Origin of the sequence: Spirillospora sp. NPDC000708 (genome assembly GCF_040299565.1) — a bacterium.
In the GTDB taxonomy this organism is placed as follows: Bacteria; Actinomycetota; Actinomycetes; order Streptosporangiales; family Streptosporangiaceae; genus Spirillospora.
Genome location: NZ_JBEPCJ010000024.1, coordinates 81,776 through 107,513, shown reverse-complemented (window position 1 = coordinate 107,513; position 25,738 = coordinate 81,776). Strand labels below are relative to the sequence as shown.

The 25,738-nt window shown below is 72.6% G+C and carries 20 protein-coding genes; 10 read left to right on the top strand and 10 right to left on the bottom strand.

Annotated features, from left to right (window positions below; genetic code table 11):
• Window positions 1-148: 148 nt before the first annotated feature.
• Complete coding sequence (locus tag ABT299_RS19395) at window positions 149-697, top strand: Rv3235 family protein (RefSeq protein WP_500251585.1); 549 nt, start codon at window positions 149-151, stop codon at window positions 695-697.
• Between the two features lie 130 nt (window positions 698-827).
• Here ABT299_RS19395 and secA read toward each other — a convergent pair whose 3' ends face one another.
• Entirely contained in the window at window positions 828-3,698 is a 2,871-nt protein-coding gene (gene secA, locus ABT299_RS19390; RefSeq protein ID WP_500251584.1) for a preprotein translocase subunit SecA, read from the bottom strand.
• Window positions 3,699-3,881: 183 nt separating this feature from the next.
• On the opposite strand from secA, the gene ABT299_RS19385 reads away from it, so the two are divergent.
• Window positions 3,882-4,220, top strand: a complete 339-nt coding sequence (locus tag ABT299_RS19385) for an HGxxPAAW family protein (RefSeq protein WP_500251583.1) — start codon at window positions 3,882-3,884, stop codon at window positions 4,218-4,220.
• Between the two features lie 178 nt (window positions 4,221-4,398).
• Here ABT299_RS19385 and ABT299_RS19380 read toward each other — a convergent pair whose 3' ends face one another.
• From ABT299_RS19380 to mtrA, 7 genes are all read right to left on the bottom strand, one after another.
• Window positions 4,399-5,592 carry a winged helix-turn-helix domain-containing protein gene (locus ABT299_RS19380; RefSeq protein WP_500251582.1) on the bottom strand — a complete coding sequence of 398 codons (1,194 nt, stop codon included), beginning with the start codon at window positions 5,590-5,592 and terminating at the stop codon, window positions 4,399-4,401.
• A 242-nt stretch (window positions 5,593-5,834) separates the two neighbouring features.
• Complete coding sequence (locus tag ABT299_RS19375) at window positions 5,835-6,566, bottom strand: response regulator (RefSeq protein WP_151538674.1); 732 nt, start codon at window positions 6,564-6,566, stop codon at window positions 5,835-5,837.
• A gap of 388 nt (window positions 6,567-6,954) precedes the next feature.
• The gene (gene hpf / locus ABT299_RS19370) at window positions 6,955-7,635 is read right to left on the bottom strand and encodes a ribosome hibernation-promoting factor, HPF/YfiA family (RefSeq protein WP_500251581.1); all 681 of its coding nucleotides are present in this window, start codon (window positions 7,633-7,635) and stop codon (window positions 6,955-6,957) included.
• A gap of 856 nt (window positions 7,636-8,491) precedes the next feature.
• Window positions 8,492-8,809, bottom strand: a complete 318-nt coding sequence (locus tag ABT299_RS19365) for a phosphoribosyltransferase family protein (protein WP_206700093.1) — start codon at window positions 8,807-8,809, stop codon at window positions 8,492-8,494.
• 639 nt (window positions 8,810-9,448) lie between these two features.
• Window positions 9,449-11,269, bottom strand: coding sequence for an LpqB family beta-propeller domain-containing protein (locus tag ABT299_RS19360; protein WP_500251580.1), 1,821 nt, complete (start codon window positions 11,267-11,269; stop codon window positions 9,449-9,451).
• The gene (mtrB, locus tag ABT299_RS19355) at window positions 11,266-12,903 is read right to left on the bottom strand and encodes an MtrAB system histidine kinase MtrB (protein WP_190860122.1); all 1,638 of its coding nucleotides are present in this window, start codon (window positions 12,901-12,903) and stop codon (window positions 11,266-11,268) included. The genes ABT299_RS19360 and mtrB overlap by 4 nt, the downstream gene beginning before the upstream one ends.
• A 91-nt stretch (window positions 12,904-12,994) precedes the next feature.
• Window positions 12,995-13,672 (bottom strand): MtrAB system response regulator MtrA, encoded by a 678-nt coding sequence (gene mtrA, locus ABT299_RS19350; protein WP_151538627.1) that lies wholly within the window; start codon window positions 13,670-13,672, stop codon window positions 12,995-12,997.
• 436 nt (window positions 13,673-14,108) lie between these two features.
• On the opposite strand from mtrA, the gene ABT299_RS19345 reads away from it, so the two are divergent.
• The 5 genes from ABT299_RS19345 to ABT299_RS19325 all read left to right on the top strand — a co-directional run bounded on the left by ABT299_RS19345 (window position 14,109) and on the right by ABT299_RS19325 (window position 19,462).
• Complete coding sequence (locus tag ABT299_RS19345) at window positions 14,109-15,239, top strand: hypothetical protein (protein WP_500251579.1); 1,131 nt, start codon at window positions 14,109-14,111, stop codon at window positions 15,237-15,239.
• Window positions 15,239-15,922 carry a DUF4129 domain-containing protein gene (locus tag ABT299_RS19340; RefSeq protein WP_194737144.1) on the top strand — a complete coding sequence of 228 codons (684 nt, stop codon included), beginning with the start codon at window positions 15,239-15,241 and terminating at the stop codon, window positions 15,920-15,922. The genes ABT299_RS19345 and ABT299_RS19340 overlap by 1 nt, the downstream gene beginning before the upstream one ends.
• On the top strand, window positions 15,916-17,127 hold the full coding sequence (locus ABT299_RS19335; RefSeq protein WP_387021340.1) for a DUF4350 domain-containing protein: 1,212 nt from the start codon (window positions 15,916-15,918) through the stop codon (window positions 17,125-17,127). The genes ABT299_RS19340 and ABT299_RS19335 overlap by 7 nt, the downstream gene beginning before the upstream one ends.
• Before the next feature lie 74 nt (window positions 17,128-17,201).
• Window positions 17,202-18,170 (top strand): AAA family ATPase, encoded by a 969-nt coding sequence (locus ABT299_RS19330; protein ID WP_387022204.1) that lies wholly within the window; start codon window positions 17,202-17,204, stop codon window positions 18,168-18,170.
• On the top strand, window positions 18,170-19,462 hold the full coding sequence (locus tag ABT299_RS19325; RefSeq protein WP_190860130.1) for a DUF58 domain-containing protein: 1,293 nt from the start codon (window positions 18,170-18,172) through the stop codon (window positions 19,460-19,462). The genes ABT299_RS19330 and ABT299_RS19325 overlap by 1 nt, the downstream gene beginning before the upstream one ends.
• Before the next feature lie 129 nt (window positions 19,463-19,591).
• Here the strand turns inward: ABT299_RS19325 and ABT299_RS19320 are convergent, their stop codons facing one another.
• Entirely contained in the window at window positions 19,592-20,587 is a 996-nt protein-coding gene (locus ABT299_RS19320) for a stage II sporulation protein M (protein ID WP_190860132.1), read from the bottom strand.
• Between the two features lie 70 nt (window positions 20,588-20,657).
• On the opposite strand from ABT299_RS19320, the gene ABT299_RS19315 reads away from it, so the two are divergent.
• A complete protein-coding gene (locus ABT299_RS19315) occupies window positions 20,658-21,884 on the top strand; it encodes an RDD family protein (protein ID WP_500251578.1) in 1,227 nt (408 codons plus the stop codon).
• Window positions 21,885-22,038: 154 nt separating this feature from the next.
• Window positions 22,039-23,460 (top strand): cellulase family glycosylhydrolase, encoded by a 1,422-nt coding sequence (locus ABT299_RS19310; protein WP_500251577.1) that lies wholly within the window; start codon window positions 22,039-22,041, stop codon window positions 23,458-23,460.
• Window positions 23,461-23,506: 46 nt separating this feature from the next.
• Here the strand turns inward: ABT299_RS19310 and ABT299_RS19305 are convergent, their stop codons facing one another.
• Window positions 23,507-24,757, bottom strand: a complete 1,251-nt coding sequence (locus ABT299_RS19305; RefSeq protein ID WP_500251576.1) for an MFS transporter — start codon at window positions 24,755-24,757, stop codon at window positions 23,507-23,509.
• A 102-nt stretch (window positions 24,758-24,859) separates the two neighbouring features.
• Between ABT299_RS19305 and ABT299_RS19300 the strand changes: the two genes are divergently transcribed.
• Window positions 24,860-25,735 (top strand): LysR family transcriptional regulator, encoded by an 876-nt coding sequence (locus ABT299_RS19300; protein WP_500251575.1) that lies wholly within the window; start codon window positions 24,860-24,862, stop codon window positions 25,733-25,735.
• Window positions 25,736-25,738: the final 3 nt, after the last annotated feature.

Here is a 25,738-nt window from a genome sequence, read left to right as displayed (position 1 = left end):
AGGGCGCCCGCCGCCGTCCGCATTTCCGGGGTCGGGCTCCGGGGACCGAGACGGCGCCTTTGGCGTTACGGCCGTGGCCGTACGTGGTCAGGGGCGTATTTTTCCGCTGCCTCGCGACTCCTGTTCAGAAACGAATGAGGAGGCACGCATGGGACGACGTCCGGTCAGGAGTTCGGCGGTCCGCATCGTCCGGTACCGCGCCGCGCCGCCGCGGCCGACGGACGGCGCGCTGGCGCGCGATCCCGCGCAGGCGGCGGCGCGGCGGCGGGCAGCAGCGCCCGAACAGAAGGCCGGGGCACCGCCGGGCGGGGCCGTCCTGCCGGGCCGTCGCGAGCCGGGGCCACTGCGAGTGGTGCGGCCCGCGGACGGGATGGACGCGGAGGTCCGGGCCGTCGCCGACACCACGCTGCGGATCGTCGTCGAAGTACTCGCCGGGACGCGCCCGCCGCACCAGCTGTCGCTGGTCGCGGTCCCGGCGGTGTGCCGCGGCCTGGCGCCGCACCGCCGTGCCGTGCCCGGCGGGCGGCGGATCGTCCCGCCGCGGGTGCTGTCCAGCCGGTTGCAGCGCCCGTCGCCCACCGTCGCCGAGGCGTCCGCCGTGGTCGTCGTGGCGGGACGCGTGCACGCGGTCGCGCTGCGCCTCCAGCACCTGCGCGGACGGTGGCGCTGCACGGCCGTCGAGACCACCGCCCCCTGACGGCGCCCCGAACACACGGCGGCCCTGACACAGCTCGGCCCTGCTACGGCGAGGCGCTGCTACGGCGGCCCGTGAAACGGCGAGGCGGCCTCCCGGATGTCCGGGAGGCCGCCTCGTCAGCGCGTCGGCCCTACTTCTTGCTGCGCGGGTCGCCGTGGCAGCGCTTGAACTTCTTGCCGGAGCCGCAGGGGCACGGGTCGTTGCGGTTCACGCCCGCGTACTCGTCCTCGGTCTCCTCGGAGTGGTGCTCCACGCCGCCCTCGCCGTCGACGGTGGGCGCCGAGTAGTCCAGCTTCTTCGGACGCTTCGGCTCGTCGAGGCCCTTGGCGTGGATGACCGGCTCCTCCTCGGCCTCCACCGGGACGGTGTCGGACGGCTCCTCGCCGGCGCCTTCGGACGCCGCGGTCTTGGCGACCGACACCGGCTTCGCGCCCACCTGCGGGGCCTCCGGCTGCTCCTCGACCTCGACCTCGAGGTTGAAGAGGTAGCCGACCGACTCCTCCTTGATGCCGTCGAGCATCGCGTTGAACATGTCGTAGCCCTCGCGCTGGTACTCCACCAGCGGGTCGCGCTGCGCCATGGCCCGCAGGCCGATGCCCTCCTGCAGGTAGTCCATCTCGTACAGGTGCTCGCGCCACTTGCGGTCCAGCACCGACAGCACGACCCGGCGCTCCAGCTCCCGCATGACCTCGGGGCCGAGCTCCTCCTCGCGCTTGTCGTAGGCCGCCTGCGCGTCGTCGCGGATCTTCTCGGCGAGCGTCTCCGCGTCCAGGCCCGAGATGTCACCGTCCGCCTCGTCCTCGACCAGCTGGTCGACGGTGAGGCTGATCGGGTACAGCTGCTTGAACGCCTTCCAGAGCTTCTCGAGGTCCCAGTCCTCGGCGAAGCCCTCGTTGGTGGCGCCCGCGACGTAGCCCGCGACGACCTCGTCGATCATCCGGCGGACCTGGTCGTGCAGGTCCTCGCCCTCCAGCACCTTGCGGCGCTCGGCGTAGATGACCTTGCGCTGCCGGTTCAGCACCTCGTCGTACTTCAGGACGTTCTTGCGCATCTCGAAGTTCTGCTGCTCGACCTGGCTCTGCGCCGACCGGATCGCGTTCGACACGATCTTGGACTCGATCGGCACGTCGTCCGGGATGTTCAGGCGCGTCATGATCGCCTCGACCCGGGCCGAGTTGAACAGCCGCATGAGGTCGTCCTCCAGCGACAGGTAGAACCGGGACTCGCCCGGGTCGCCCTGCCGGCCGGACCGGCCGCGCAGCTGGTTGTCGATGCGCCGCGACTCGTGCCGCTCGGTCGCGAGCACGTACAGGCCGCCGATCTCGACGACCTCCTCGTGCTCGCCCTTCACGGCCTCCTTGGCCTTCTCCAGCGCCTCCGGCCAGGCCGCCTCGTACTCCTCCGGAGTCTCCAGCGGCGACAGCCCGCGCTGGTGCAGCTCCAGGTCCGCGCGGAAGTCGGGGTTGCCGCCGAGCATGATGTCGGTGCCGCGGCCCGCCATGTTCGTCGCGACGGTGACGCCGCCCTTGCGGCCCGCCTCCGCGACGATCGCCGACTCCTGCTCGTGGTGCTTGGCGTTCAGCACCGCGTGCGGGATGCCGCGCCGCTTGAGCATCTTGCTCAGCTTCTCGGACTTCTCCACCGACGTCGTGCCGACCAGGACCGGCTGGCCCTTCTCGTGCCGCTCGGCGATGTCGTCGACCACGGCCTCGAACTTGGCCTGCTCGGTCTTGTAGACGACGTCCGCCACGTCCTGGCGGATCATCGGCTTGTTCGTCGGGATCGGCACCACGCCGATCTTGTAGGTCTTGTTGAACTCCGCCGCCTCGGTCTCGGCGGTACCGGTCATCCCGGACAGCTTGTTGTAGAGGCGGAAGTAGTTCTGCAGGGTGATCGTGGCGAGCGTCTGGTTCTCGTCCTTGATCGCCACGCCCTCTTTGGCCTCGATGGCCTGGTGCATGCCCTCGTTGTAGCGGCGGCCGTGCAGGATGCGGCCGGTGAACTCGTCGACGATCAGGACCTCGCCGTTCATGACGACGTAGTCCTTGTCGCGCTTGTACAGCTCTTTGGCCTTCAGCGCGTTGTTGAGGAAGCTGACCAGCGGCGTGTTCACCGAGTCGTAGAGGTTGTCGATGCCGAGGTAGTCCTCGACCTTCTCCACGCCGGACTCGGTGATGCCGACCGTGCGCTTCTTCTCGTTGACCTCGTAGTCACCGGGACCGTACTCGTCGACCTGCCCGGCGGTGCTGACCAGCTCGGCCCGCTTCAGCCGCGGGACGATCTTGGCGAACTCCGAGTACCACTTGGAGTTCTGCTCGGCCGGACCGGAGATGATCAGCGGCGTCCGGGCCTCGTCGATGAGGATCGAGTCGACCTCGTCCACGATCGCGTAGTTGTGCCCCCGCTGGACGCACTCCTCCAGGCTCCACGCCATGTTGTCGCGCAGGTAGTCGAACCCGAACTCGTTGTTCGTGCCGTAGGTGATGTCGGCGCTGTAGGCCACACGGCGCTCGTCCGGGGTCATCTGCGGGAGGATGACGCCGACCTCGAGGCCGAGGAACTGGTGGACGCGGCCCATCCACTCGGCGTCGCGCTTGGCCAGGTAGTCGTTCACCGTGACCACGTGCACGCCGTCGCCGGACAGGGCGTTCAGGTACGCCGGGAGGACACAGGTCAGGGTCTTGCCCTCACCCGTCTTCATCTCCGCGATGTTGCCCATGTGCAGCGCCGCGCCGCCCATGATCTGGACGTCGTAGTGGCGCTGGCCCAGGACCCGCTTGGCGGCCTCGCGTGCGGTCGCGAACGCCTCGGGGAGCAGGTCGTCGAGGGACTCGCCCTCGGCGATGCGCTCGCGGTACTTGTCGGTCAGCTCACGCAACTCGGCGTCGGACATGTCGACGAAGTCTTCTTCGATCGAGTTGACCTGATCCGCGAGCTTCTTGAGCTTGCGCAGAATTTTTCCTTCGCCCGCACGAAGGATCTTGTCGATGACTGGCGGCACTCTCGAAGGCTCCTTGCAGATCGTGGTTCACCGCTCCCGGCGGCACGCACACCACTCGTACGATGCCCATCGTAGGCGAGACCCAGAATGGTCTAGGTCACTCCGCAGCGCAATCCACGGTCCGCCCCGTTTGACGCACGGGGTCCGGGAGAAGATCTCATGCACCATCGGAGGGGAGACGCAATGTCCGGAGAGTCGCACGGGTCCCACGCCGGCCGGCCGAGTTCCTGGGTCGCCGTCACGATCATCTTCATCGGCTTCGTGGTGGGCGGTGTCGCGCTCTGCAACGGCCCCATGTGGATCACGTTCTGGGTCGGCGTCGGGATCATCGTCCTCGGCATGCTGGCCAGCTGGGTCGTCCACCTGTTCTCCGACGTGGTGCTGGACGCGCCGCGGGTGATCCCCGAGATCGTCGACTACACCCTCTTCGGTTCGCGCAGCTCGAAGCGGCGCGGCGGCGACGCCGGCGAGATCCTCGACCGCCCCACCGCCACCGATCCCCAGCAGACCCCCCACGGCTGACCGACGCCCCAGCGCGCCCGGCTCCCCGCGAGCCGGGCGCGTTCACGTCTCCGGGGGCGAACCACCTCATTTCGGCGGCCCGGAGTTCGCACGGCGAACCGCCCGTTTCCAACCGACCAATTCCGCCCCACGGCCGCTGAAGCCGGACCTCTCCACCCGGATGCTCAAGCCGGACCGCTCAGGCGGGGCCGGCTTTGATGGCGGCGTCGATGAGGGCGCGGTCGACACCGTCCGGGACGATCCGCTCGACGCGGACGTCGTCGCAGCCGACCCACGCCGCCGCCCGCCACAGCGCGGTGGCCAGCGACGCGGCCGACGCCTCGGCGCGCCCTGCGGTCCGGGTCGCCCACGGTTCGAACGACACCTGGCGGGCGACGAGCGTGCCGCCCTCCCGGGCCGGGTCGACCCGTCCGAGCAGGCGCCCGCCCGCTAGCAGCGGCATCGCGAAGTAGCCGTGGACGCGCTTGGCCTTCGGGACGTACGCCTCCAGCCGGTGGTCGAACCCGAACATCCGGGACGTCCGCGCCCTGTCCCACACCAGCGAGTCGAACGGCGACAGCAGCGTGGTGGCGTGCCGTCCCCGCGCCGGGGCGGCGAGGGCCTCCGGATCGGCCCAGGCCGGCTGCCGCCACCCGGCCACCGTCACCGGGACGAGCCCGGCCGCCTCGACGACGCCGGCCACCTGGTCCTGCTTGAGCCGGTAGTAGTCGGCGAGGTCGCCACGGGTCGCCACGCCGAGGGCCCGCCCCGCCCGCGCGACGAGGGCCGTCAGGCACGCCTCGTCGTCCGGGTCCTGCGCGAGAAGCTCCGCGGGGACGGCCCGCTCCGCCAGGTCGTAGACCCGCCGCCAGCCGACCCGCTCGACGCACACGACCTCGCCGACGTCGAGCAGCCACTCGATGCCGATCTTGTGCTCGCTCCAGTCCCACCATTCGGCGCTGGCCTTGGCGCCGCCGAGTTCCTTCGTGGTCAGCGGGCCGTCGGAGCGCAGCCGGTCGCGGATCTCGTCGCACACGCCCTCGGGCACCTTGTGCCAGCGCCAGCCGCGCCGCAGGTAGGCGCGGCGGCGGAACGCGAACAGCGGCCAGTCGCGCATGGGCAGGATCGACGCCGCGTGCGCCCAGTACTCGAAGGCACCGAAGGAGCCGTTCCCCCAGTAGGCGGTCTCGATCGCGCCACGCCCGACGGGCCCCAGGCGCGCGTACGGCACCAGCTCGTGGGACCGGGCCAGCACCGAGATCGTGTCGAGCTGGACGGCCCCCAGCCGTTCCAGCATGCCCGTCACGCCGCCTCTCGGCCGCGCGCCCAGGAATCCCTGGGCGCGCAACTGGAGCCGCCGTGCTTCGTCCGCGCTGAGCTCTGCCTCGACCACGTCCGCGATGCTAGGCCACAACACCGACAAAACCACATTGCCGGTAACCCGACCCCGCTGCCAGCCCGTTCCTGCCAGCAGCCCAAGCCGCCGGTTGCCCACACCCTGTAGGCGGGTGTGGCCGCCGATCAGGCGACGACGCGGCCCCCGCCGGTAGCCACGCCGTGTCGGTGGCGTGGCTTTGCCGGTGGCCGCGCCGTGCCGGTGGCGCGGCCGCCGGTCGGGTGGTGCGGCGCCCCGGGTCAGGTGATCTCTAGGAGCTTCTCGCGGACGGCGTAGACGACCGCTTCCATGCGCGAGTGGAGCTGGAGCTTCTCGAGGATGTTGCGGACGTGGTTCTTCACCGTGTTCTCGGAGATGAACAGCTCCCGCGCGATCTCCCGGTTGCCGAGGCCGCGGGCGACGAGCCGGAGCACCTCCATCTCGCGCTCGGTGAGGCGGGGCGCGGGGACCTGCTGAGTGCGCTCCTCGCTGCGCTTGGCGAGCGAGGCGAACTCGGTGATCAGCTTGGACGCCATCGACGGGCTGATCAGCGACTGCCCGCCGTGCACCGCGCGGACCGCCTGCGGGACCTCGTCGATCGAGATCTCCTTCAGCAGGTAGCCGCTGGCCCCGGCCTTGATCGCTTCGAAGAGGTCCTCCTCCTCGTCGCTGATCGTCAGCATCACGATCTTGGCGCTGGGCGCGGCGTCCTTGATCGCCGTGCACGCCTCGATGCCGCTGCGGCGGGGCATCCGGATGTCCATCAGCACCACGTCGGGCAGCAGGTCGCCGGCCATCTCGACCGCCTCGTGGCCGTCGCCGCCCTCGCCGATGACCTCGATGTCGTCCTCGGCCTGCAGCACCATCTCCAGGCCTCTGCGGAACAGCGCGTGGTCGTCGACGATGAGCACGCGGATCGGGTCGGCCGCATCGCCCGGCCGCGCGGCCCGCCGCTCGGCGGGGGTGGCGGCGGCGCCGCCCTGCCGGGGCACCGTCACGGCTTCGCGAGCCTCGGGATTCTCGCTCACCTGAGTCGCGGCGTGGAGGAGACGCCGCTTCCCCCCTTCACTGTCAGTGATCTGAAACTACCGGAGGGTCGGGGCTCCAGGGTCGCCCCCCGGAGTTCTTCGCCGGGTCCGGGGTGGCCCCGGGACGAACGGGGTCGGGGCCGCGCCGGCGTGACACCGGCGGCGGCAACGCCCCTCAGCCCCTACGTTACGGGGTTTTCCGCCGTTCCCAGCGTCTCGCGGGGCCGACGTCTCCTGACAAAAATCCGGAACGCCGGCCGGCCCGGACGCCCCGCGTGGCCCCACGGGGTGCGCGGGCCGGCCGGCGCCGTTCCGATCCCGGCGCCGCGTGCGCGCCGCCGGGCGCCGTTCCTCACTCCTCGACGAGTCTGATCACTCCGTAGTCCCAGCCCCTCCGGCGGTAGACGACCGAGGGGTGCCCGGTGGCCTTGTCGCGGTAGAGGAAGAAGTCGTGCCCCACGAGCTCCATCTCGAAGAGCGCCTGCTCGATGCCCATCGGCTCGGCCTTGTGGAACTTCTCGCGGACGACGACGGGCCCGTCGCCCTCCATCGGGATCGGGACGATGCTCTCGTCCACCTGGGCCCCGGACCGCGCGGCGCCGGTCTCCTCCTCGGCGACCGCCGTGGCCGTGCGCGTGCCGCTGGACGCGGGCTCGGGCACGGGAGCGGTCATCGGCGCCGGTTCGGGGAGCGGTTCCATCGTGGCGATCTTGGCGCGGCCCTTGCCTCCGTGCGCCTTGCGGCGCCCGCAGTCGCGGCGCAGCCGCGACTCCAGCTTGTCGAGCGCCAGGTCGAGCGCGCCGTAGCGGTCGTCGGCTGCGGCCTCGGCCCGGATCACCGGGCCACGTGAGCGGATCGTGAGCTCCACTCGTTCGCGCTGGTCGGCGAGCCGCGGGTTGCGTTCCTCGGACACCTCCACATCCACGCGGATGACCTTCTGGTCGAGCCGCTCGATCTTGGCCAGTTTGCTGTCGACGTGCCGACGGAACCTGTCGTTGACCTCGGTGTGCCGGCCCCTCACGATGATGTCCACGCGGGACCCCCCTTCTCCCGGTTGCGATTCACGCCCGGTTCGGGACCCCTGTTGGCCCCGTACGGGCACCACAGCACGGTGGGTCGCACCCGCCCGGCCGACCTGGTCTTCGTCCCCACATCCGCCTGCTGAGGGGCTCGCGGCGCTCTCGCCACTACTGCCCTTCTCCCGGTTCGGGGGATGTCGGATCCCTCGACGGGGCAGGACTTACCTCTAAGGCGCACCGTGATCGGTCGACGAGAAGTCGCCTTACGTGGGCCGTTTCGCCTGCGCCTGGCATCGGCTAGCCGGATCGTCTGCCGTGCTCCTGACGAGCACTGCGATCCGACGCAACCACGGACCCGGGCGGGTGCCATGTCAGGAACGCTAACCCCTTACGCCACGAATGTCAGGGGGGTGAGGCGAGGAAAAACTCACTGAACGTCATCGAGAGCCGCCGCTGCGCCTCCCCTGGGCCCGCCCCCGCCTGGCGCCGAAGGCCCCAGAGGCCCCTGGTGCCGGGCGGTTCGGGCGATCGTGACCCGCAGGTCAGGCCACCGTCTCCGCCGGGTGAGTTTGGGAAATCTCTACTCCCGTCATGAAGCGATGTGACCCGAATTACCCCTTCTGTCCGCCGAACGGCGCCCGTCGCCGCCTCAGGACGCCGCTACGTTAGGTAGCTAGCTGCCTTCCTAGCCCGCCGACGTGAAGAAAGTCACCACCGGCCGGGCACGGCCGTCACGATCACCGACCCGGGTGGAACGGAGTCCCGCCGCCCGGGTCACCGCCCGCGGTGCGGGTGGTCGCCACGAGCAGCTTCCCGTGCAGCATGGGATCGCCATACGATTACCGACCCCGCGCGGCGTCTCCGTCGCGATCACCATTCTCGGCGCAGCGGGGTCGCCGCTACGGTGGCCGCTGCCGCGACGTCGGCGCCCGCCTCCCGCAGTGCGCGTGCCGCCTCGGCCAGCGAGGCGCCGGTCGTGACCACGTCATCGACCAGGACGACCCGTCGACCGGCGAGAGGGGCCCGCGCGACCGCCTCCAGCGCGCCGTTCAGGTTGTCCCGGCGCGCCTTCGCCCCGAGCCCGGCCTGGTCGGCGACCCGCCGGCACTGGCGCAGCCCGCCCAGCGCGACCACCGGGACGCCGCCCGCCCGCAACCGCTGCACGGCCACCGCCACGGCCTGCCTCATGGGATCGTGCCCACGCCGCCGTGCCGCTCCCCGGCGCGATGGCACCCACACGATCGGAATCGGCTCCGTTGCCGAGGTCGCCGCCGCCGTCGCCGACGCTGCCGAGGTCGCAGGGGCTGTCGTGGCTTTCGAGGCACTGCGCGGCGGGCCCTGACCGCCCGGCGGGCCTGGCTGGAACGGCGGGTCTGGGCCGCGCAGCGGGCTCGGCTCGCCTGGCGGACCAGACCGGCGCAGCGAGGCTGGGCCGTGCGGTGGGTCGGGTTGGCGCGGTGGGTCGGGTGCCCGGGGGTCTGGTAGGGCCGCGTCCACCGCTCTGGCCAGGGCCTCGCCGAGGGGGGTGGCCAGGGCCGTCCTGCCGTGCTCCTTGTAGGCCGAGAAGATCTTCTGGACGGCGCCCTCGTAGGCGGCGACCGTCCACGGAGGCGGGACGCCCGGGGGCGCCCGACGCGCCGGACGGGCGGGCCCGTACAGCGGCGCGGCACAGGAGCCGCAGAGCAGGCCGGGCTCGCCGCCGCAGCCGGCGCAGGTCTCGGGGAGCAGGAAGTCGATCAGATCGCCGAAGAAGCTCATGACCTCGACGATGGCCGCCGGACCCGGCGGCCGGAAGCCCTTCGCCGAATTGTGGATAACCGCGCGGGCTCAGTGCGCGTAGCTGGGGTCCCGGGCCGCCGTCGGGCAGATCCACTGGCTGTACGAGGTGACGGGCGGGCGCTGGCGGCACACCTGGTCCTTGCCCGACGACCAGGTCCCGATCAGGACCGGGGACCCCGGGGCCGCGGCGATGGTGCGGGGCTCGCCGAGCGCGCCGACGCCCAGGGACGTGATGGCGCTTCCGCTCACGGGCATCAGGTACGGCAGCGTCTGGGAGTCGCGCTTGGCGCGGCCGAGGACGGCGAGGGTGTCGTAGTCGCGCCACGCCAGGTCGACGGCGTCCTGGAGTTCGGACGAGACGGGCAGGAACGACCCCACGTCCAAGGACCCGTCAGGGGCGGTGGCTATCCGGCCCATCTGGACCTCGGGGCGCCCGTCGATCCCGACGATGACGGCGGTACGGACTCCGTCCCGCGCCACGCGGAACGCCAGCACCTGCCGTCCGCCGAGGCCCCAGTGGCCGGCCTTCACCGGCGCCTTGCCGGGACGGCGGACCCACAGCCACGACGCCTTAGGAGTGCTCTCCACCGTCCACAGGGTGCCGTCACGGCTCCACGAGGGCGCGGTGAAGCGCGCGCCCTTGTGGGCGTTCAGCAGGACGTGAAGGGCCGGGCTGCCCGCTACGGGCCCCGCGGTGACGAGCTGGGTGCCGTCCGTGCTGAGCCCCGCCAGCTCCTGGTAGTTCGGTGATACGGCCGGGTGGGACAGCCGTCCGGCGGCGCCGGTGACGACGGGCTGGGCACGGTCGCCCTGGAGGGTGCCGAGGAAGCCGGCGGTGCCGGCGACGTAGGCGGTCTGGCGGACCTGCTCGTCGGGGTCCTGGCCGTCCGGGGAGTTCCCGTCCCAGGAGTGGACGGACTGCGTGGCGTCGGAGCCCTGCGGCGTCACGGTCTCGCCGTCGATCTCCAGCCGCCAGCGCTTGATCTCCGAGAGCTGCCGCAGCGTCCAGCTGAGCTGGGCCGACATGCGCTCCACGTTGCCGCCGCGGGCGTCCTGGCTGAGGTCGACGATCGCGACGTCCTTGTCGATGCGGACGCTGCCGCCGCGCAGCCTGGTCCCCTTGGGGAACGCGCTCTGCACGGCCCCGTTGAGCCAGGACGTGGGGCCCGACAGGAGCGCTTGGACGAGCTGCGTGGGGAGCGTCTCGCGGTCCACCACCGGCAGGAAGATGCCGTTGGGGACGAGGGTGTGCTCGTCAGGGGCGAAGAAGTACAGGTTGACGGTGCGCATGGCGCGCTCGACGTCGTCCTTGGTGAGGAACAGGCCGGCCTTGTCGTTGCCGGGGAGCCCGGTGATGCGCCAGACGCCCTGCTGGGTCTTGGCCAGCTGGAAGTCGGCTTCGACGCTCTTGGGCGCGGCGGTGTACTGGCCGTCGGAGTCGATCGTGCCGAGCTGGTCGCCGGTGACGTGCACGGTGGCCTGGTTCGCGGACGTCTGGTCCACGTGGGGGTCGACCGTGCGGCTCGACAGGACGTCCACGTACGGCCTGAGGCCGGGGTCCCAGGCGTTGGGGGTGCTCAGGTACTCCTTGGCGACCTTGTGGCCGTCGTCGAAGCTCGCGGAGGCGGTGAGGAAGCCGGAGACGAGCTGGGTGGGCCCCCAGTCGGGCTGGGGGCTGACGGGGATGAGGCGGACGTACGGGTCGTCCACGCGTTCGGCCTTCTCGGCGGGCTTGCCGGTGACGACCTGGCCGCCCGTGGGCACGTTGGCGCATCCGGCCGCGCACAGGACGAGCACGGCCGCGACGGCGACGGCGGGCCGCATCCGCCGGGACTGGAGGCGCCGCGCCGGGCGGCGGTCGCCGGTCAATCTCCCGCCTCCAGTTCGGCGAAGAGGGGGCGCGCGTCGCCGGCCCCGGGTGGGACGAGCGGGAGGGGCGATCCGCGCAGTTCGGCTCCGGCGACGCGGGGCAGCGACAGGCGGAACTGGGAGCCGACGCCGGGTTCTCCCCATGCCTGCAGCCATCCGCCGTGCAGCTGCGCGTCCTCGCGCGAGATGGACAGCCCGAGCCCCGTGCCGCCGGTAGTGCGCGCGCGGGCGGGATCCGCGCGCCAGAAGCGGTCGAAGACCATCTGTCCCTCCCCCGGTTTGAGGCCGACGCCGTGGTCCCGCACGGCGACGGCGACGGCGTCGCGGTCGGCGGCCACCGACACCACGATGTCCTCGCCCTCGCCGTGCTCGACGGCGTTGACGACGAGGTTGCGCAGGATGCGCTCGACCCTGCGCCGGTCCACTTCGGCCATGCAGGGCTCGCCGGGGAGCTGCAGGACGACCTTGCTGCCCTTGCGCTCGGCGAGGCCCTGGATGTCGCCGACGACGCGCAGGACCAGATCGCGCATGTCGAGCGATTCCGCGTCGAGCGTGGCGGCGCCGGCGTCGTGGCGGCTGATCTCCAGCAGGTCGGCCAGCAGCGACTCGAACCGTTCGAGCTGGCTCTGCAGGAGCTCCGCGGACCGCCCCACGGCGGGGTCGTCGAAGGTGTCGCGGTTCTCGTAGAGCATGTCGGCCGCGATCCTGATCGTGGTCAGGGGCGTGCGCAGCTCATGGGAGACGTCGGAGACGAACTGGCGCTGCAGCTGCGACAGGTCCTCCAGTTCGCCGATCTTCTCCTGGAGGTTGGCGGCCATGTCGTTGAAGGAGCGGGCCAGGCGCGCCAGATCGTCCTCCCCGCGCACGCGCATGCGCTCTTCGAGCCGTCCTGCGGCGAGCCTCTGCGCCCCCTGCGCGGCCAGGCGCACCGGGATGACGACCTGGCGTGTCACCAGTGAGGCGATGGCGGCCAGGAGCAGCACCAGGACGACGCCCACGCCGACCATGGAGCGGCTGACGTTGGTGAGGGTCTTCTGCTCCTGCTCCAAGGGGAACAGGTAGTACAGCTCGAACTGGCCGGACTTGCCGCCCACGATGAGGCCGCGTTCGGACGGGTGCCCTCCGACATAGGTGAGCTTGCCGTACGTGTAGGCGCGCGCTCCGGCGGGTGCGTGCTTCAGCTCGTCCCGGAGACGCTTGGGGACGCTCTCCTTACGGAGCTCGTTGGTGGCGTACCCGTCGAAGTACTCGGCGGTGGTGTCGCGGATGTACACCTCGTACAGGCCGGACGGGCCGCTACGCGCCTTGAGGCGGTTCACCACGGCGTTGAGGCGGCTGCCGTCCTCGGCGGCCGGCGACGTGCTGTTGCCCAGGTCCCGCTGGACCTGCGCCAGGCCCTCGTCCAGCTGGAGACGGGCCGCCTTGACCTTGCCGTCCATGAGCGCGGTCGACACCTGCTGCATGAGGAACACGCCCAGGATGGCCACCACGATCGCCGAAATGAACAGCGTCGAGGTGACCACCCGTACCTGGATGGAGCGGCGCCACCGCATGTACGCGCGGCTGGCCGTTCCGCGCAGGACGCGCCGCAGCGCCAGCAGGCCGCGCCGCGCGAACCGCTTCGCCCTCGACATGTCGGCCTTCACGAGGGGTCCTGGGGGCGGGGCGGTGTGGCGGTCATCGGCGTGCCGTTCCGGCTGTCACGAGGGGCGCGGGACCGGGGGGTCAGGCGGGCCCGGCCTTGTATCCGACGCCGCGCACGGTGACGACGATCTCGGGCCGCTCCGGGTCCTTCTCGATCTTGGCGCGGAGCCGCTGGACGTGGACGTTGACCAGGCGGGTGTCGGCGGCGTGCCGGTACCCCCAGACCTGCTCCAGCAGGACCTCGCGGGTGAACACCTGGCGGGGCTTGCGGGCCAGTGCGACGAGCAGGTCGAACTCCAGCGGGGTCAGCGGGATGTGGCGGTCGGCGCGCTTCACCGAGTGCCCCGCCACGTCGATGGTGATGTCCCCTATCTGCAGGGTCTCGGGAGCGGGCTCGTCGGTGCGGCGCAGGCGCGCGCGCACACGGGCGACCAGTTCCTTGGGCTTGAACGGCTTGACGATGTAGTCGTCGGCGCCCGATTCGAGGCCGAGGACGACGTCGACGGTGTCGCTCTTGGCGGTCAGCATGACGATCGGCACACCGGACTCGGCGCGGATCTGCCGGCAGACGTCGATGCCGTCGGCGCCCGGCAGCATCAGGTCCAGCAGCACCAGGTCGGGCCGGGTCTCCCGGAACGCCTCGAGCGCCTTGTCGCCGTCGTGGACGAACGACGGCTCGAAGCCCTCGCCCCTCAGCACGATGCCGAGCATCTCGGCGAGCGCGAGATCGTCGTCGACGACCAGTACACGTCCTCTCATGGCCCTCATCGTCACAAAGTCGGGGTTCGGTGGAGTGGGGTGAGACGCTCCGGCCCCACCTCGCCAGGGAGAGATATGCCTTGGCGTGCCAGGTTACCTGCGTTTGCCTCGTACATGACTCCTCCATGCGTCCGGTGGCCGGCCCCTGACGCGCGCCAGGGCGTGACATGGCAGTAGGCCCGCCTTATGCGGGCCTTATGCGTCACCCCATACAAGGGCGGGATTGTAAACGGGACTCCCGAAACACATGCCAGGTTGTCCGGGATCGGAAGCTTTCGTCCCTGTGCGCGCCCGTCAGGGCGCAGATCGGCATCGACCGGGCTCGTGTCGGCATATGCGGCGGCTCGCCCGTGACAGGATGACCTGACCGGCGGCCGCGGCCACCATGGGCCGTCCACGCCGGGACACCCCCCGCCGAAGACCGCAGGGAGCCGACATGCCGGGACCGGACGGCTGGGACGACGACGCGGACGCCGACGTCCCGTTCCGCCCCATGTCCATCTCGGAGATGCTGGACGGGTCGATCGCCGGGATCCGGCGCCGGCCCCGCACGGCCCTCGGCGTCGCCCTGGCGTTCAGCGCGGTGACCCAGGTGGCGAGTTCCGTCGCCGCCTACTTCTTCATCGGCAACGAGGCGCGCGACGAGGTCACGCCCGGGGTTCTGCTGCGGTCGTTCGGGGCGCAGATGACCCTCGCCGTCATGGGGCTGGTGCTGTCGGCCTACGGGATCCTGGTCCTGTCGGGGCTGCTCGCGCCGATCCTGGGCCGCGAACTGGTGGGCCTGCCCATCGCGCCCAGGCAGGCGTGGCGCGACGCACGGCCGCGGCTGGGCCGGCTCGCCGCAACGGCGGCCGTGGTGCTGCTGGTGCCGCTCGCCGCGATGGTGGCGCCGATCATTCCGTTCATCCTGCTGGTGGCGTCCGATGCGCATCCTGCGCTGGGCGTGCTGGCGGCGGTCATCGGCTTCCCCGTCGGCATAGCGCTGATGGTGTGGTCGTACATCCTGCTGGTGCTGGCCGTACCGGCGGTGGTGCTGGAGCGTACGACCGTCGTCGGCGCGCTCAGGCGGGCCCGGGTGCTGTCCAAGGGCCGGTGGTTCCGCACGTGCGGGACGCTCCTGCTGGCGATCCTCATCACGGTGTTCATGGGGTTCTTCGCTCTGCGGATCCCGTTCCTGGTCATCCAGCTCATCTTCTTCGGGGTCGGCTCGGACGGCGGCTCGACGGTCGGCGCGCTGGCGGTCGACACGGCGGGCCGGATCATCAGCTGGGCGGTGGTGCTGCCGTTCGACGCCGGCGTCATCGCGTTGCTCTACATGGACCGCCGTATGCGCCGTGAGGGTCTCGACCTCGACCTGCGTACGCGGGGACGGTCCGCCGCCGCGGTGGCTGCGGCCGGATCCGGCCGTGACGGCAGTGGCGCTAGTGGCGGTAGTGACGGCGACGGAGATGGCGAGGGGGACGGCCGGGCGGACGGCGACGACGGGGAGGGGTTCATCGACCTGTGGCGGCCCCGCCCTGTAGGGGCCTGGCAGGGAACCGGAACGGAAGCGGGGGCGCGCCGGTGATGCTCGACCCGATCGGCCGCGACGAGGCCCGCGACATGGCGCGCCGTGAGCTGGACAAGCAGATCTACCAGCGGGACAAGCCGTCCTGGCTGGAGCGTGTGTGGGAACGCTTCTCCGACTGGCTCCAGAAGCTGTTCAGCCACGCCTCCCATCCGAACGCGCACGGCAGCGGCGGCGGATGGGTCTCCATAGTCGTCATCGTGGTGATCGCACTGGTGGCGGTCGGCCTGGTCGTGTGGCTCATGTGGGACCGCCGGAACCCGCGCTCCCGGAAGGACCCGCTCCTGGAGGACACGCCGTCGACCGCTCTCGACCACCGGGAGGCCGCGGAGCGGCTCGCGGCCGAGGGGCAGTGGGCCGAGGCCATCCGGGAGAGGCTCCGCGCCATCGCCCGCGACCTGGAGGAGCGCGCGGTGCTCGCCCCGCGGCCCGGCCGGACGGCGGACGAGCTGGCGGCGGAGGCGGGCGAGGCCGTGCCCGAGCTGGCGGACGCGCTGCGCGCCGGCGTACGGGTGTTCGACGACGTCTGGTACGGCGACCGTCCCGGCACGGCCGAGCGGTACGCGCAGGTCAAGGAGCTCGACGAGCGGCTGCGCGCGGCGCGTCCGAAGCCGCTGGAGTCCGACGGCCTCACGCCCGCGGGCGTCGGCGCCGACGATCCGGACGGAGGCCAGCGATGGTGATCCAGTCGCCGGCGCGCGCGCAGGAGGCGGGCAGCGGCGGGGGCGGCGGCGAGGCGTCCGCCCGGCAGGTCGCCGGGCGCCGCTGGCGGTCGGCGCGCGGTGTGGTGGCGGCGCTGCTCGCGATGGCGGTGATCGCGGTCATCCTCGCCGCGCTGCGCCCGTCCGGCTCTCCCGAACGGCTCGACCCCACCTCCCCCAAGAGGGACGGCTCGCGCGCGCTCGCGGAGATCCTCAAGCAGCACGGCACGCCCGTCGTGGTGGCGAGGCACGCCGCTCAGGCCGTCGACCAGTCCGGCCCCGGAACCGTCATGGTGGTCACGCGGAGCGAGCGGCTCACCGAGAACGACATCGACCGGATGCGGGGCGCGCAAGGGGCGCTGCTGCTGGTCGAGCCCACGGCGCCGGTGCTGGAGGCCCTCGCGCCCGGCGTCGAGATCGAGAACACCAGCTTCGCCGGCACGGGCGAGCCCGGATGCCCGCTGCCCGCCGCCACGCTGGCGGGCGCGGTGACGTTCGGCCAGTCGCAGACCTACGCCGTGTCCGGCAACGCCGTCACCTGCTACGAGGTGGACCACGAGGCACGCCTCGTCCAGGTGCAGGACGGTCCGAGGACCGTCACCGTGCTGGGCTCCAGCACGCCGCTCACCAACCAGCACCTCGCGGAGGAGGGCGACGCGGCGCTGCTGATGAACCTCGCGGGGGCGGGCCAGTCCGTGGTGTGGCTGGCCCCCGACCTCCCCACCGAGGGCGCCGGCGCGGGGCAGGAGTCGCTCACCGACCTGCTGCCGTTCGGCGTCAAGCTGTTCTTCCTGGAGCTGATCGTCGCCGTCGTCCTGGTGGCGCTGTGGCGGGGGCGGCGGCTCGGCCCGGTGGTGGCCGAGGCGCTGCCCGTGGTCGTCCGCTCCGCGGAGACGGTCGAGGGGCGCGCGCGCCTGTACCGGGCGAGCCGCGCCCGGGACCGGGCCGCGGACGCACTGCGCTCCGGCGCCCGCGAGCGCATCGTCCCGCTCCTCGGCCTGCCGCGCACCAGCGCGCAGGACCCCGCGGCCGCGCAGGAGATCGTCGCGGCCGTGGCCCGCCGGACCGACCGCGGCGAGGAGTACGTCGGCGCGGCCCTGTACGGTCCCGAACCCGTGGACGACGCCGGGCTGATCGCCCTCACCTCCGTCCTCGACGACCTGGAAAGGCAGGTACGCCAGTCGTGAACCACCCTGTTGACCTCGGGAAGGACGACGCGCCCGGCCCGGTGCCGGGCGACGCCCCGCCGGGCGCCGGGGGCATGTCCGAGGAGACCCTGCGGCAGGCCGAGACCGCCCGCGCGGCGCTCGCGGCCCTGCGCGGCGAGGTGGCCAAGACGGTCGTCGGCCAGGACTCGGTGGTGACGGGGCTCGTCATCGCGCTGCTGTGCCGCGGCCACGTGCTGCTGGAGGGCGTCCCCGGAACCGCCAAGACGCTGCTCATCAAGACGCTGTCGCGGGCCCTCGACCTCGACTTCAAGCGCGTCCAGTTCACCCCCGACCTGATGCCGGGCGACGTGACCGGGTCCCTGGTGTACGACAACCGGACCGCGGAGTTCGAGTTCCGCGAGGGCCCGGTCTTCACCAACCTGCTGCTCGCCGACGAGATCAACCGCACCCCGCCGAAGACGCAGGCGTCGCTGCTGGAGGCCATGGAGGAGCGGCAGGTCTCGGTGGAGGGGACGGCCCGCGCCCTGCCGGACCCGTTCGTGGTGTGCGCGACGCAGAACCCGATCGAGTACGAGGGCACGTACCCGCTGCCCGAGGCGCAGCTCGACCGGTTCCTGGTGAAGCTGACCGTGCCCGTCCCCACCCGGGACGAGGAGATCAGGATGCTGCAGCGGCACGCCGCGGGGTTCGACCCCCGCGACCTGTCGGAGGTGAAGGCCGTGGCGGGCGCCGCGGAGCTGGCGGCCGGGCGCGCCGCGGTCCGGGCGGTGCACCTGGACCCGAAGGTCGCCGCGTACGTCGTGGACCTGTGCCGCGCCACGCGCCAGTCCCCGTCGCTCCAGCTGGGCGTCTCCCCGCGCGGCGCCACCGCGCTGCTGGCCACCTCGCGCGCGTGGGCGTGGCTGTCCGGCCGCGACTACGTGACGCCGGACGACGTGAAAGCGCTGGCCCGCCCGACGCTCCGGCACCGCGTGCAGCTGCGCCCCGAGGCGGAGCTCGAGGGCGCGACGGCCGACGGGGTGCTGGAGGGCATCCTCGCCCACGTCCCCGCCCCGCGCTGATGGCGCTCACCGGACGCCTGGGGCTGCTGGCGCTGCTCGGCGCGGTCGCGCCGGTCCTGCTGCCGAGCTGGTGGACGCTCCTCGCGGTGTGGGGCGTCCTGCTGCTCGGCGTCGTGGTGGACCTCGCCCTGGCCGGCAACGTGCGGGCACTGCGCTTCCACAGGTCGGGCGACACAAACGTCCGCCTCGGCGAGACGGCCCGGGTGGCGCTGATCGTGGAGAACCTCGGTCGGCGCCGGCTCAAGGCGCGGCTGCGGGACGTGTGGCCGCCCAGCGCGGCCGCCGCGCCCCGGGCGGTGCGCGTGGACGTCCCGGCCGGGGAGCGCCGCCGCGTCGACATGGCGCTGACGCCGACGAGGCGCGGCGACCGCCGCGCCGTGACCGTCGTGGTCCGGTCGGTGGGGCCGCTGGGGCTGGCCGCGCGGCAGCTGTCGCGGCCCGCGCCCTGGACGGTGCGCGCGCTGCCCGCGTTCCCGTCGCGCCGCCACCTGCCCGCGAAGCTGGCGCGCCTGCGGGAGCTGACGGGCGCGCACGTCGCGCTCATCCGCGGCCAGGGGACCGAGTTCGACTCGCTGCGCGAGTACGTCGACGGCGACGATGTCCGCTCGATCGACTGGCGGGCCACCGCGCGGCGCGCGGACGTGGTGGTCCGGACGTGGCGTCCCGAGCGCGACCGCCGGATCTACCTGGTGCTGGACACCGGCCGCACGTCCGCGGGGCGGGTCGGGGACATTCCGCGCCTGGACTGCTCCATGGACGCGGCGCTCCTCCTGGGCGCCCTGGCGTCCCGCGCCGGGGACCGCGTCGACATGCTCGCCTACGACCGGCGCGTCCGTGCGCGCGTCGAGGGCGCGTCGCGTACCGACCTGCTGCCCGCGATGGTGCACGCGATGGCCCCGCTGGAGCCGGAGCTGCTGGAGTTCGACGCGGCCGGGATGGTGTCGACGCTGATGTCGCGGGTCCGGCAGCGGTGCCTGGTCGTCCTGCTGACCGAGCTGAACACCGCGGCGATCGAGGAGGGGCTGCTGCCGCTGCTGCCCCGGCTGACGGCCCGCCACCTGGTCATGATCGCCGCCGTGGCGGACCCGCGGGTCGGCGAGATGGCCGCCGGGCGCGGCGATCTCGCGGCGGTGTACGACGCGGCGGCCGCGGAGCGGGCGCGGGCCGAGCGGCGCCGGCTCACCGCCGAGCTCCGGGCGCACGGCGTCGAGGTCGTGGACGCGCCGCCCCAGGACATCGCTCCCGCCCTCGCGGACGCCTACCTCGCCCTCAAGGCCGCCGGACGGCTCTGAACGGCTCAGCGGCCCGCTCAGCGACGCCTGGACGGACGCGGGAGGCCGCGCGTCACCCGGAGTGACGAGCGGCGGCGCCGATCGATGGCGGTTCGCCGGGTTTGAGGCGGGACCTGCGCCGCGCTTCGGTCAGCCCGCGACCGGGACGAGATCGGGACGCAGCTCCGCGTCTCCGGTCTCGCCCTGCCGGGTGGCGCGGCGGCCCAGCACGATCACGTAACCGAGGAACGCGGCCTCGGCGACGACGCCGATCGCGATGCGCAGCCACGTGACGTGCACCCAGCCGGTGACGAAGCCCTCGATCAGCCCGGACACCAGCAGCACGCCGACGAGGCCGATCGCGATGCTGATCGCGGCGCGCCCCTCCTCGGCGAGCGCCTGGCCGCGGCGGCGGCGCCCCGGGTCCACGACCGTCCAGCCGAGCTTCAGGCCCCCCGCGCACGCGAGGTAGACCGCGGTCAGCTCCAGCAGGCCGTGCGGCAGGATCAGCCCGAAGAACACGTCGCCCTTGCCGTAGGCGAACATCAGCCCGCCCGTGACGCCGAGGTTGATCTGGTTCATCAGCAGCACGTACACGGTCGGGATGCCCAGCAGGATGCCGAAGATGAGCGCGATCGCCGACACCCACGCGTTGTTCGTCCACACCTTGAAGGCGAACGACGCGGCGGAGTGCTCGGTGTAGTAGTTCGCGAAGTCGTGCTCGACCAGGTCGCGGATCTCGTTGGGGGTGCCGATGCTCGACTGCACGTGCGGGCTGTGCACGATCCAGATCGCCAGGGCCAGCGCCAGCAGGTTGCCGAGGACCGCGTTGCCCAGCCACCACCACCGCATCCGGTAGGCGGCGGCGGGGAACGACACCGTCGCGAACCGCGTGACGTCCCGCCACATCGGCGCGTGGGCGCCCGCGACCGCGGCCCGGCCGCGCGCCACGAGCGACGACAGCCGCCCCACGAGCTCCGGGTCCGGCGAGCTCGACCGGACGACGGACAGGTGCGTGGCCGTGCGCTGGTACAGCTCGACGAGCTCGTCGGCCTCCACGCCGGTCAGCCTGCGGCCGCGGTTGATGAGATGCTCAAGCCGTAGCCAGTCGGCGTTGTGCGCGGCCACATAGGCGTCGACGTCCACCCGGGGAGACTAACGCCTCGCCCCGCGAAGGCGGCAAAATGGACCGGCCCCGGCATTGGAGGATCAGGACATGGCCGAACTCGTCACCGGCGAGGCCGTCGCGCTCGACATCCGGGTCGCGCGGCTGGCCAGCCGGGGCTGTGCCCTGCTGCTGGACCTGCTGTTCCAGCTCATCCTGCTGAACCTCGCCGTCTACGTGACGGGCCTGACGGCCCTGGTCGCGGACGACGCGTGGACCGTCGGGCTGTCCCTGGTCGCGGTCGTCGCCGTGCTGGTCGGCTACCCGTGCGCGTTCGAGACGCTGTCGCGGGGCCGGACGCTCGGGAAGATGGCCCTTCGGATCCGGGTCGTGGCCGACGACGGCGGACCGATCAGGTTCCGGCAGGCGCTCGTGCGCGCGCTCGCCGGCTTCATCGAGTTCTGGACGCTCTACGGCGCGCCCGCCCTGATCACCTCGTTCTGCAACCGGCGCGGGAAGCGCCTGGGCGACCTGTTCGCCGGGACGATCGTCATCCAGGAGCGGATCCCGTCCGGCCGCCTCGGCCCCGTCGCCGTCATGCCCCCTCAGCTCGCCTGGTGGGCACGGTCGCTGGAGATCTCCATGCTCTCGGACGAGCTGGCGATGACGGCCCGCCAGTACCTGTCGCGGTTCTGGGAACTGCTGCCGGAAGTACGGGACTCCCTGGGGCAGCGCATAGCGGCACAGGTTGTTGACGTGATCAGCCCTCCGCCGCCGCCGGGCGTGCGCCCGGAGATCCTGCTGTCGGCCGTCCTCGCGGAGCGCCGCCAGCGGGAGGAATGGCGGCTGGCCCAGCGGCGCGCCCGCCGCTTGCGGCGCACCGGGCAGGCGGGCTGGGCGCAGGCTCCCGCTCCCGGCACGGCCCCTGTTCCCGGCCCTGTTCCCGTCCCGGCGATGGCCATGGCCGGAACAGGCCAGCCTCCCCCGCCCGGCTGGCAGGGGCCGCCGGCGGGCCCGCAGCCGCAGCCCGGCCCTCATCCGGCCGGCCCCTACCCGACGGGCCCCTATCCGACCGGCTCCTACCCAGCCGGCCCCTACCCAGCCGGCCCCTACCCAGCCGGCCCCTACCCAGCCGGCCCCTACCCAGCCGGCCCCTACCCAGCCGGCCCCTACCCGGCAGGCCCTTACCCGACGGGCGCGTACCCGACGGGGGGTCACCCGGCCGGTGGCCGTCCGGCCGGGCCCTACCCGGGCGGCCCGTACCCGCCCGCCCCCTATCCGGTGCAGGGCGTGCCGCCTGCGCCGTACCCCAACGGCGGCGTGCACCCGGGCCGTTAGCCGGACGGGCGTCGAAGGCCCACCGACCAGCGGCCGAAGCACCGCCTTGTCATCAACCGCCGTAAGCCGGCGTTGTTGTTGTGCACTTCTACGACTTCCCCAGGACCTCCCCAGCCTCCTAATATCCGAACAAATTTCACGTTCAGGAGGCGGGATGCGCGTCCGCAGTGCCCTCGGCCGGATCACCCTGACCACCGCGCTGGCCCTCGCCGGGACCGCGGGGACCGCGGCGGCCGGAGCCCCCGCGCACGCGGACGCCGCGCCGCCGCCCACCATCACCGACGACCAGGGCCGCACGCTGATCCTGCACGGCCTCAACACCGCCAGCAGCGCCAAGGGCGACAGCGGCCTTCCCTGGATCGACCGGGACGACGTGGTCCGCGAGGCCCGCGAGATGGGCACCGACTCCGTCCGGTACCTGATCCTCTGGAGGAACATCGAGCCGAAGCCGGGCCAGTACGACGACGCCTATCTCGACGAGGTCGCCAAGCGGGTGGCCTGGTACCGCGAACAGGGGATGCACGTCATCCTGGACATGCACCAGGACATCTACGGCCCGGACGCGTGCAAGGGCGCCGGTGACGGCGCTCCCGCCTGGGCCACGATCACCGACGGGCTGCCCTGCACGCCCCAGGACCCGTGGGTGCTCACCTACCTCCAGCCCGCGATCCTGCGCGCGTACGACAACTTCTGGAACAACACCGGGAAGCACCCGGAGCTGATGCAGCGGTACACGGCGATGTGGCAGCACGTGGCGAAGCGCTTCGCCAAGGACCCCGCCGTCCTGGGCTACGACCTGATGAACGAGCCGTTCGGCGGGACCCGCCAGTTCGGCTTCTTCGAAGGCCCCATCCTGACCCCCTTCTACCAGCGCGTCGTCGACGCCATCCGGAAGGTCGACCGGGACAACTGGGTGTTCGTGGAGCCGGAGGCCCTCGGCTCCAACGAAGGCGCGGAATCCTCCATCGCACCCGTCGAGGACCCGCGTCCAGGGACGCCGCGCATCGTCCTGGCGCCGCACTTCTACCCGGGCGGGGTGGACCTGGGCGGCGCCTACAGCGGCGCTACGAAACTCCTCATCCAGGCGCAGTTCGCGCTGTGGAAGCGCAACATGCCCGCTGCGGCGCGCCGCATGAACGCCCCGATGTGGCTCGGTGAGGTCGGCGGCATGGGTCAGGACGCGCCCGGTGCGGCGGACTTCACCGGCGACTGGCTCTCCATGGCGGACGACCTGGGCATCGGCTGGTCCTACTGGTCCAACGACCCGGGTTCCACGGGCGTGACCGACGGGAAGGGCAATCCGACGCTCTTCACCAAGCTGTTGGCCCGCCCCTATGCCAGGGCCATAGCGGGCACCCCGGTGAAGATGTCGTACTCCTCGCCGACGCTCACGGTCTCCTGGCGGAACAAGGCCGGTGTGTCCGGCCCCACGGAGATCTGGTTCCCGTCCACCCCGAAGGTCACGTCGACCGATCCGGCCGGGAAGTGGCGGACGGCCTGGGACGCGAGCCGCCACGTCCTGTCGGTGTGGGCCGACCCCAATACCGCGTCCCACACCGTCACCGTCACGCAGTAGCCCTCGACCGGCCCTTCTGGACCCGCATAAGCCCCCACCACGCCGGTCAGCGGCCTGCGTGGTGCGGGGCGCGGTCGGACTCCGCGTCCCCCTCGGACGTCCCGTGCCGTTCGAGCCGGAGGAGCGCGGCCAGCGCCGCCAGCGCGAGCACCGCGACGACCGCGGTGAACGCCACGGCGGCGTCGCGGAGGCCGAACGCCTGGGCGGCGACCCCGACGAGGATCACCGGCAGGGAGATCCCGGCGTAGGCGGTGAGGAAGAAGCTCGACACCGTCTGGGCGCGCTGGGCGGCCGGGGTGCCCGCGGTGATGGCGGCAAGCCCGGCGCGGAAGCCCAGGCTCTGTCCTAGGCCGACCACGACGGTCCCGACGACGAGCAGCGGGAGGGACTCGGCCAGGAGCGCACCGGCTATGGCGGCGAGCCCCGTCACGAGCACTCCGCACCCCGTGGGCAGCGCGATCCGCTCCGGCACCTTGGCGAACAGCACCTGCCCGGCCGTGGACGCGCCGAACATGGCGAACACCACGACGCCCGTGAGGGCCCGGTCGGGGCGGTGCAGCACGGTGGCGAGGATCCCCGGGACGACGGCCGTGACGAGGCCGAAGACCGCGAACGCGGAGAACGCGGCGACGGCGGCGGGCACGAACACCGGCCGCACCTCGGGCGGCACCGCGGGCCGCTGCGCCCGGGGCCACGTGACCCGGGGCTCGCGGATGGTCTCGGGCGCCACCAGCACGGCCACCAGCGCCAACGCGAGCACGGCGAGGTCCACGGCGAACGGCAGTTCCAGCGGATGCGGCGCGTACTCGGCGAGGAGCCCGGCGACCAGCGGGCCGCTGCCGAGCCCGAACATGTTGACGGCCGCCGCGAGCAGCGCCGCCGCGCCGCGGCGTTCCGGCCGGACGAGTTCGACCAGCGTGACCGTCCCGGTCGCGGTCACGACACCCGCCGAGAGACCCGAAAGGACCCGCGCCGCCAGCAGGACCGGGACGTCGCCGGCCACCAGGTACACCACGGCGGCGGCCATCGAGACCGCCACGCCCGCCAGCATCATGCGGCGGCGGCCGAGCGCGTCCGAGGACCGCCCGAACAGCAGCGCGAAGATCACGCCGGCCGCGTAGACGGCGAAGACGACGGTCGTGACGAGGCTGCCGAAGCCGAGCTGCCGCTGGTAGATGGGGTACAGCGGCGTGGCGAGCGTGGTGCCGAGCATGACGGCCCAGAAGGCGTACGCCATGCACGCCGGGCCGGCCGCCCTCCGCAGGTCACGCAGCGACCCGTCCCCCCGAATCCCCATCAATGCACTCCTTCCATCCCGAACACCCTTCCCAGGGTGGCGGCGCGAATCATCATCGGTCCAACACATAATTTCGATGCTTACCATCGGTAAGGTCGATCCATGGAGCTGCGCCAGCTGGAGCACTTCGTCGCCGTCGCCGAGGAACTGCACTTCACCCGTGCCGCCGCCCGCGTCCACGTCGTGCAGTCCAGCCTGTCCAGCTCGATCGGCGCCCTCGAACGCGAACTCGGCGCCCGGCTGTTCACCCGCACCAACCGCCGCGTCGAGCTGACCGAGGCGGGCCGCGCGCTGCTGCCGTCCGCGCGCCGCGCGCTGGCCGCCGCGGAGAGCGGCCGCGACGCCGTCGCCGGGGTCCGCGGGCTGCTGCGCGGCCGGCTGACCATCGGCGCGATCCAGATGCTCGGCGTCCTCGACCTGCCCGCGCTGCTCGCCCGCTACCGGCGCCGCCACCCCGGCGTCACCCTCCGGCTGCGGCACGCGGGCGCGCCCGCCCTCGCCCGCGAGACCGCCGCCGGACGGCTCGACCTCGCGTTCGTCGACCACGCCACCGGCGACGCGCGGCTCACCGAGCACCCGCTCGGCGGCGACCGGCTCGTCCTCGCCGTCCCCCGGACGGACCCGCTGGCCGCGCGCGGCGCGATCCGCCTCGCCGACCCCGCGCTCGCCGCCCGCGACTTCGTCGAGTACCGCGCGGACTCGGCGCTGCGCGCCCAGATCGACGCCGCCTGCGCCGCCGCCGGGCTGCGCCGCAGGGTCGCCGCGGAGGTCGACACCATCCAGTACCTGGTGGAACTCGTCGGTCACGGGCTGGGCGTGTCGCTGCTGCCGCCCCAGGCCCTGCGGAACGCGGCGGACCGCGTCGCCGCCGTCCCGACCGATCCGCCGCTGCACCGCGACCTCGTCGCCGTCACCCTCGCCGGGCGCCCCCTGCCGCCCGCCGTGGAGGCCCTGCTGGCGCTCCTTCCGGACCAGTAGGGC

Excerpts from the sequence above, each read along its gene's own strand:
- ABT299_RS19385 (WP_500251583.1), top strand. The coding sequence starts at position 3,882 with ATGTCCGGAGAGTCGCACGGGTCCCACGCCGGCCGGCCGAGTTCCTGG.
- ABT299_RS19330 (WP_387022204.1), top strand. The coding sequence starts at position 17,202 with ATGTCCGAGGAGACCCTGCGGCAGGCCGAGACCGCCCGCGCGGCGCTC.
- ABT299_RS19305 (WP_500251576.1), bottom strand. The coding sequence starts at position 24,757 with ATGGGGATTCGGGGGGACGGGTCGCTGCGTGACCTGCGGAGGGCGGCC.
- ABT299_RS19340 (WP_194737144.1), top strand. The coding sequence starts at position 15,239 with ATGCTCGACCCGATCGGCCGCGACGAGGCCCGCGACATGGCGCGCCGT.
- ABT299_RS19325 (WP_190860130.1), top strand. The coding sequence starts at position 18,170 with ATGGCGCTCACCGGACGCCTGGGGCTGCTGGCGCTGCTCGGCGCGGTC.
- mtrA (WP_151538627.1), bottom strand. The coding sequence starts at position 13,672 with ATGAGAGGACGTGTACTGGTCGTCGACGACGATCTCGCGCTCGCCGAG.
- ABT299_RS19300 (WP_500251575.1), top strand. The coding sequence starts at position 24,860 with ATGGAGCTGCGCCAGCTGGAGCACTTCGTCGCCGTCGCCGAGGAACTG.
- ABT299_RS19315 (WP_500251578.1), top strand. The coding sequence starts at position 20,658 with ATGGCCGAACTCGTCACCGGCGAGGCCGTCGCGCTCGACATCCGGGTC.
- mtrB (WP_190860122.1), bottom strand. The coding sequence starts at position 12,903 with ATGTCGAGGGCGAAGCGGTTCGCGCGGCGCGGCCTGCTGGCGCTGCGG.
- ABT299_RS19310 (WP_500251577.1), top strand. The coding sequence starts at position 22,039 with ATGCGCGTCCGCAGTGCCCTCGGCCGGATCACCCTGACCACCGCGCTG.
- ABT299_RS19395 (WP_500251585.1), top strand. The coding sequence starts at position 149 with ATGGGACGACGTCCGGTCAGGAGTTCGGCGGTCCGCATCGTCCGGTAC.
- ABT299_RS19365 (WP_206700093.1), bottom strand. The coding sequence starts at position 8,809 with ATGAGGCAGGCCGTGGCGGTGGCCGTGCAGCGGTTGCGGGCGGGCGGC.
- ABT299_RS19345 (WP_500251579.1), top strand. The coding sequence starts at position 14,109 with ATGCCGGGACCGGACGGCTGGGACGACGACGCGGACGCCGACGTCCCG.
- ABT299_RS19335 (WP_387021340.1), top strand. The coding sequence starts at position 15,916 with ATGGTGATCCAGTCGCCGGCGCGCGCGCAGGAGGCGGGCAGCGGCGGG.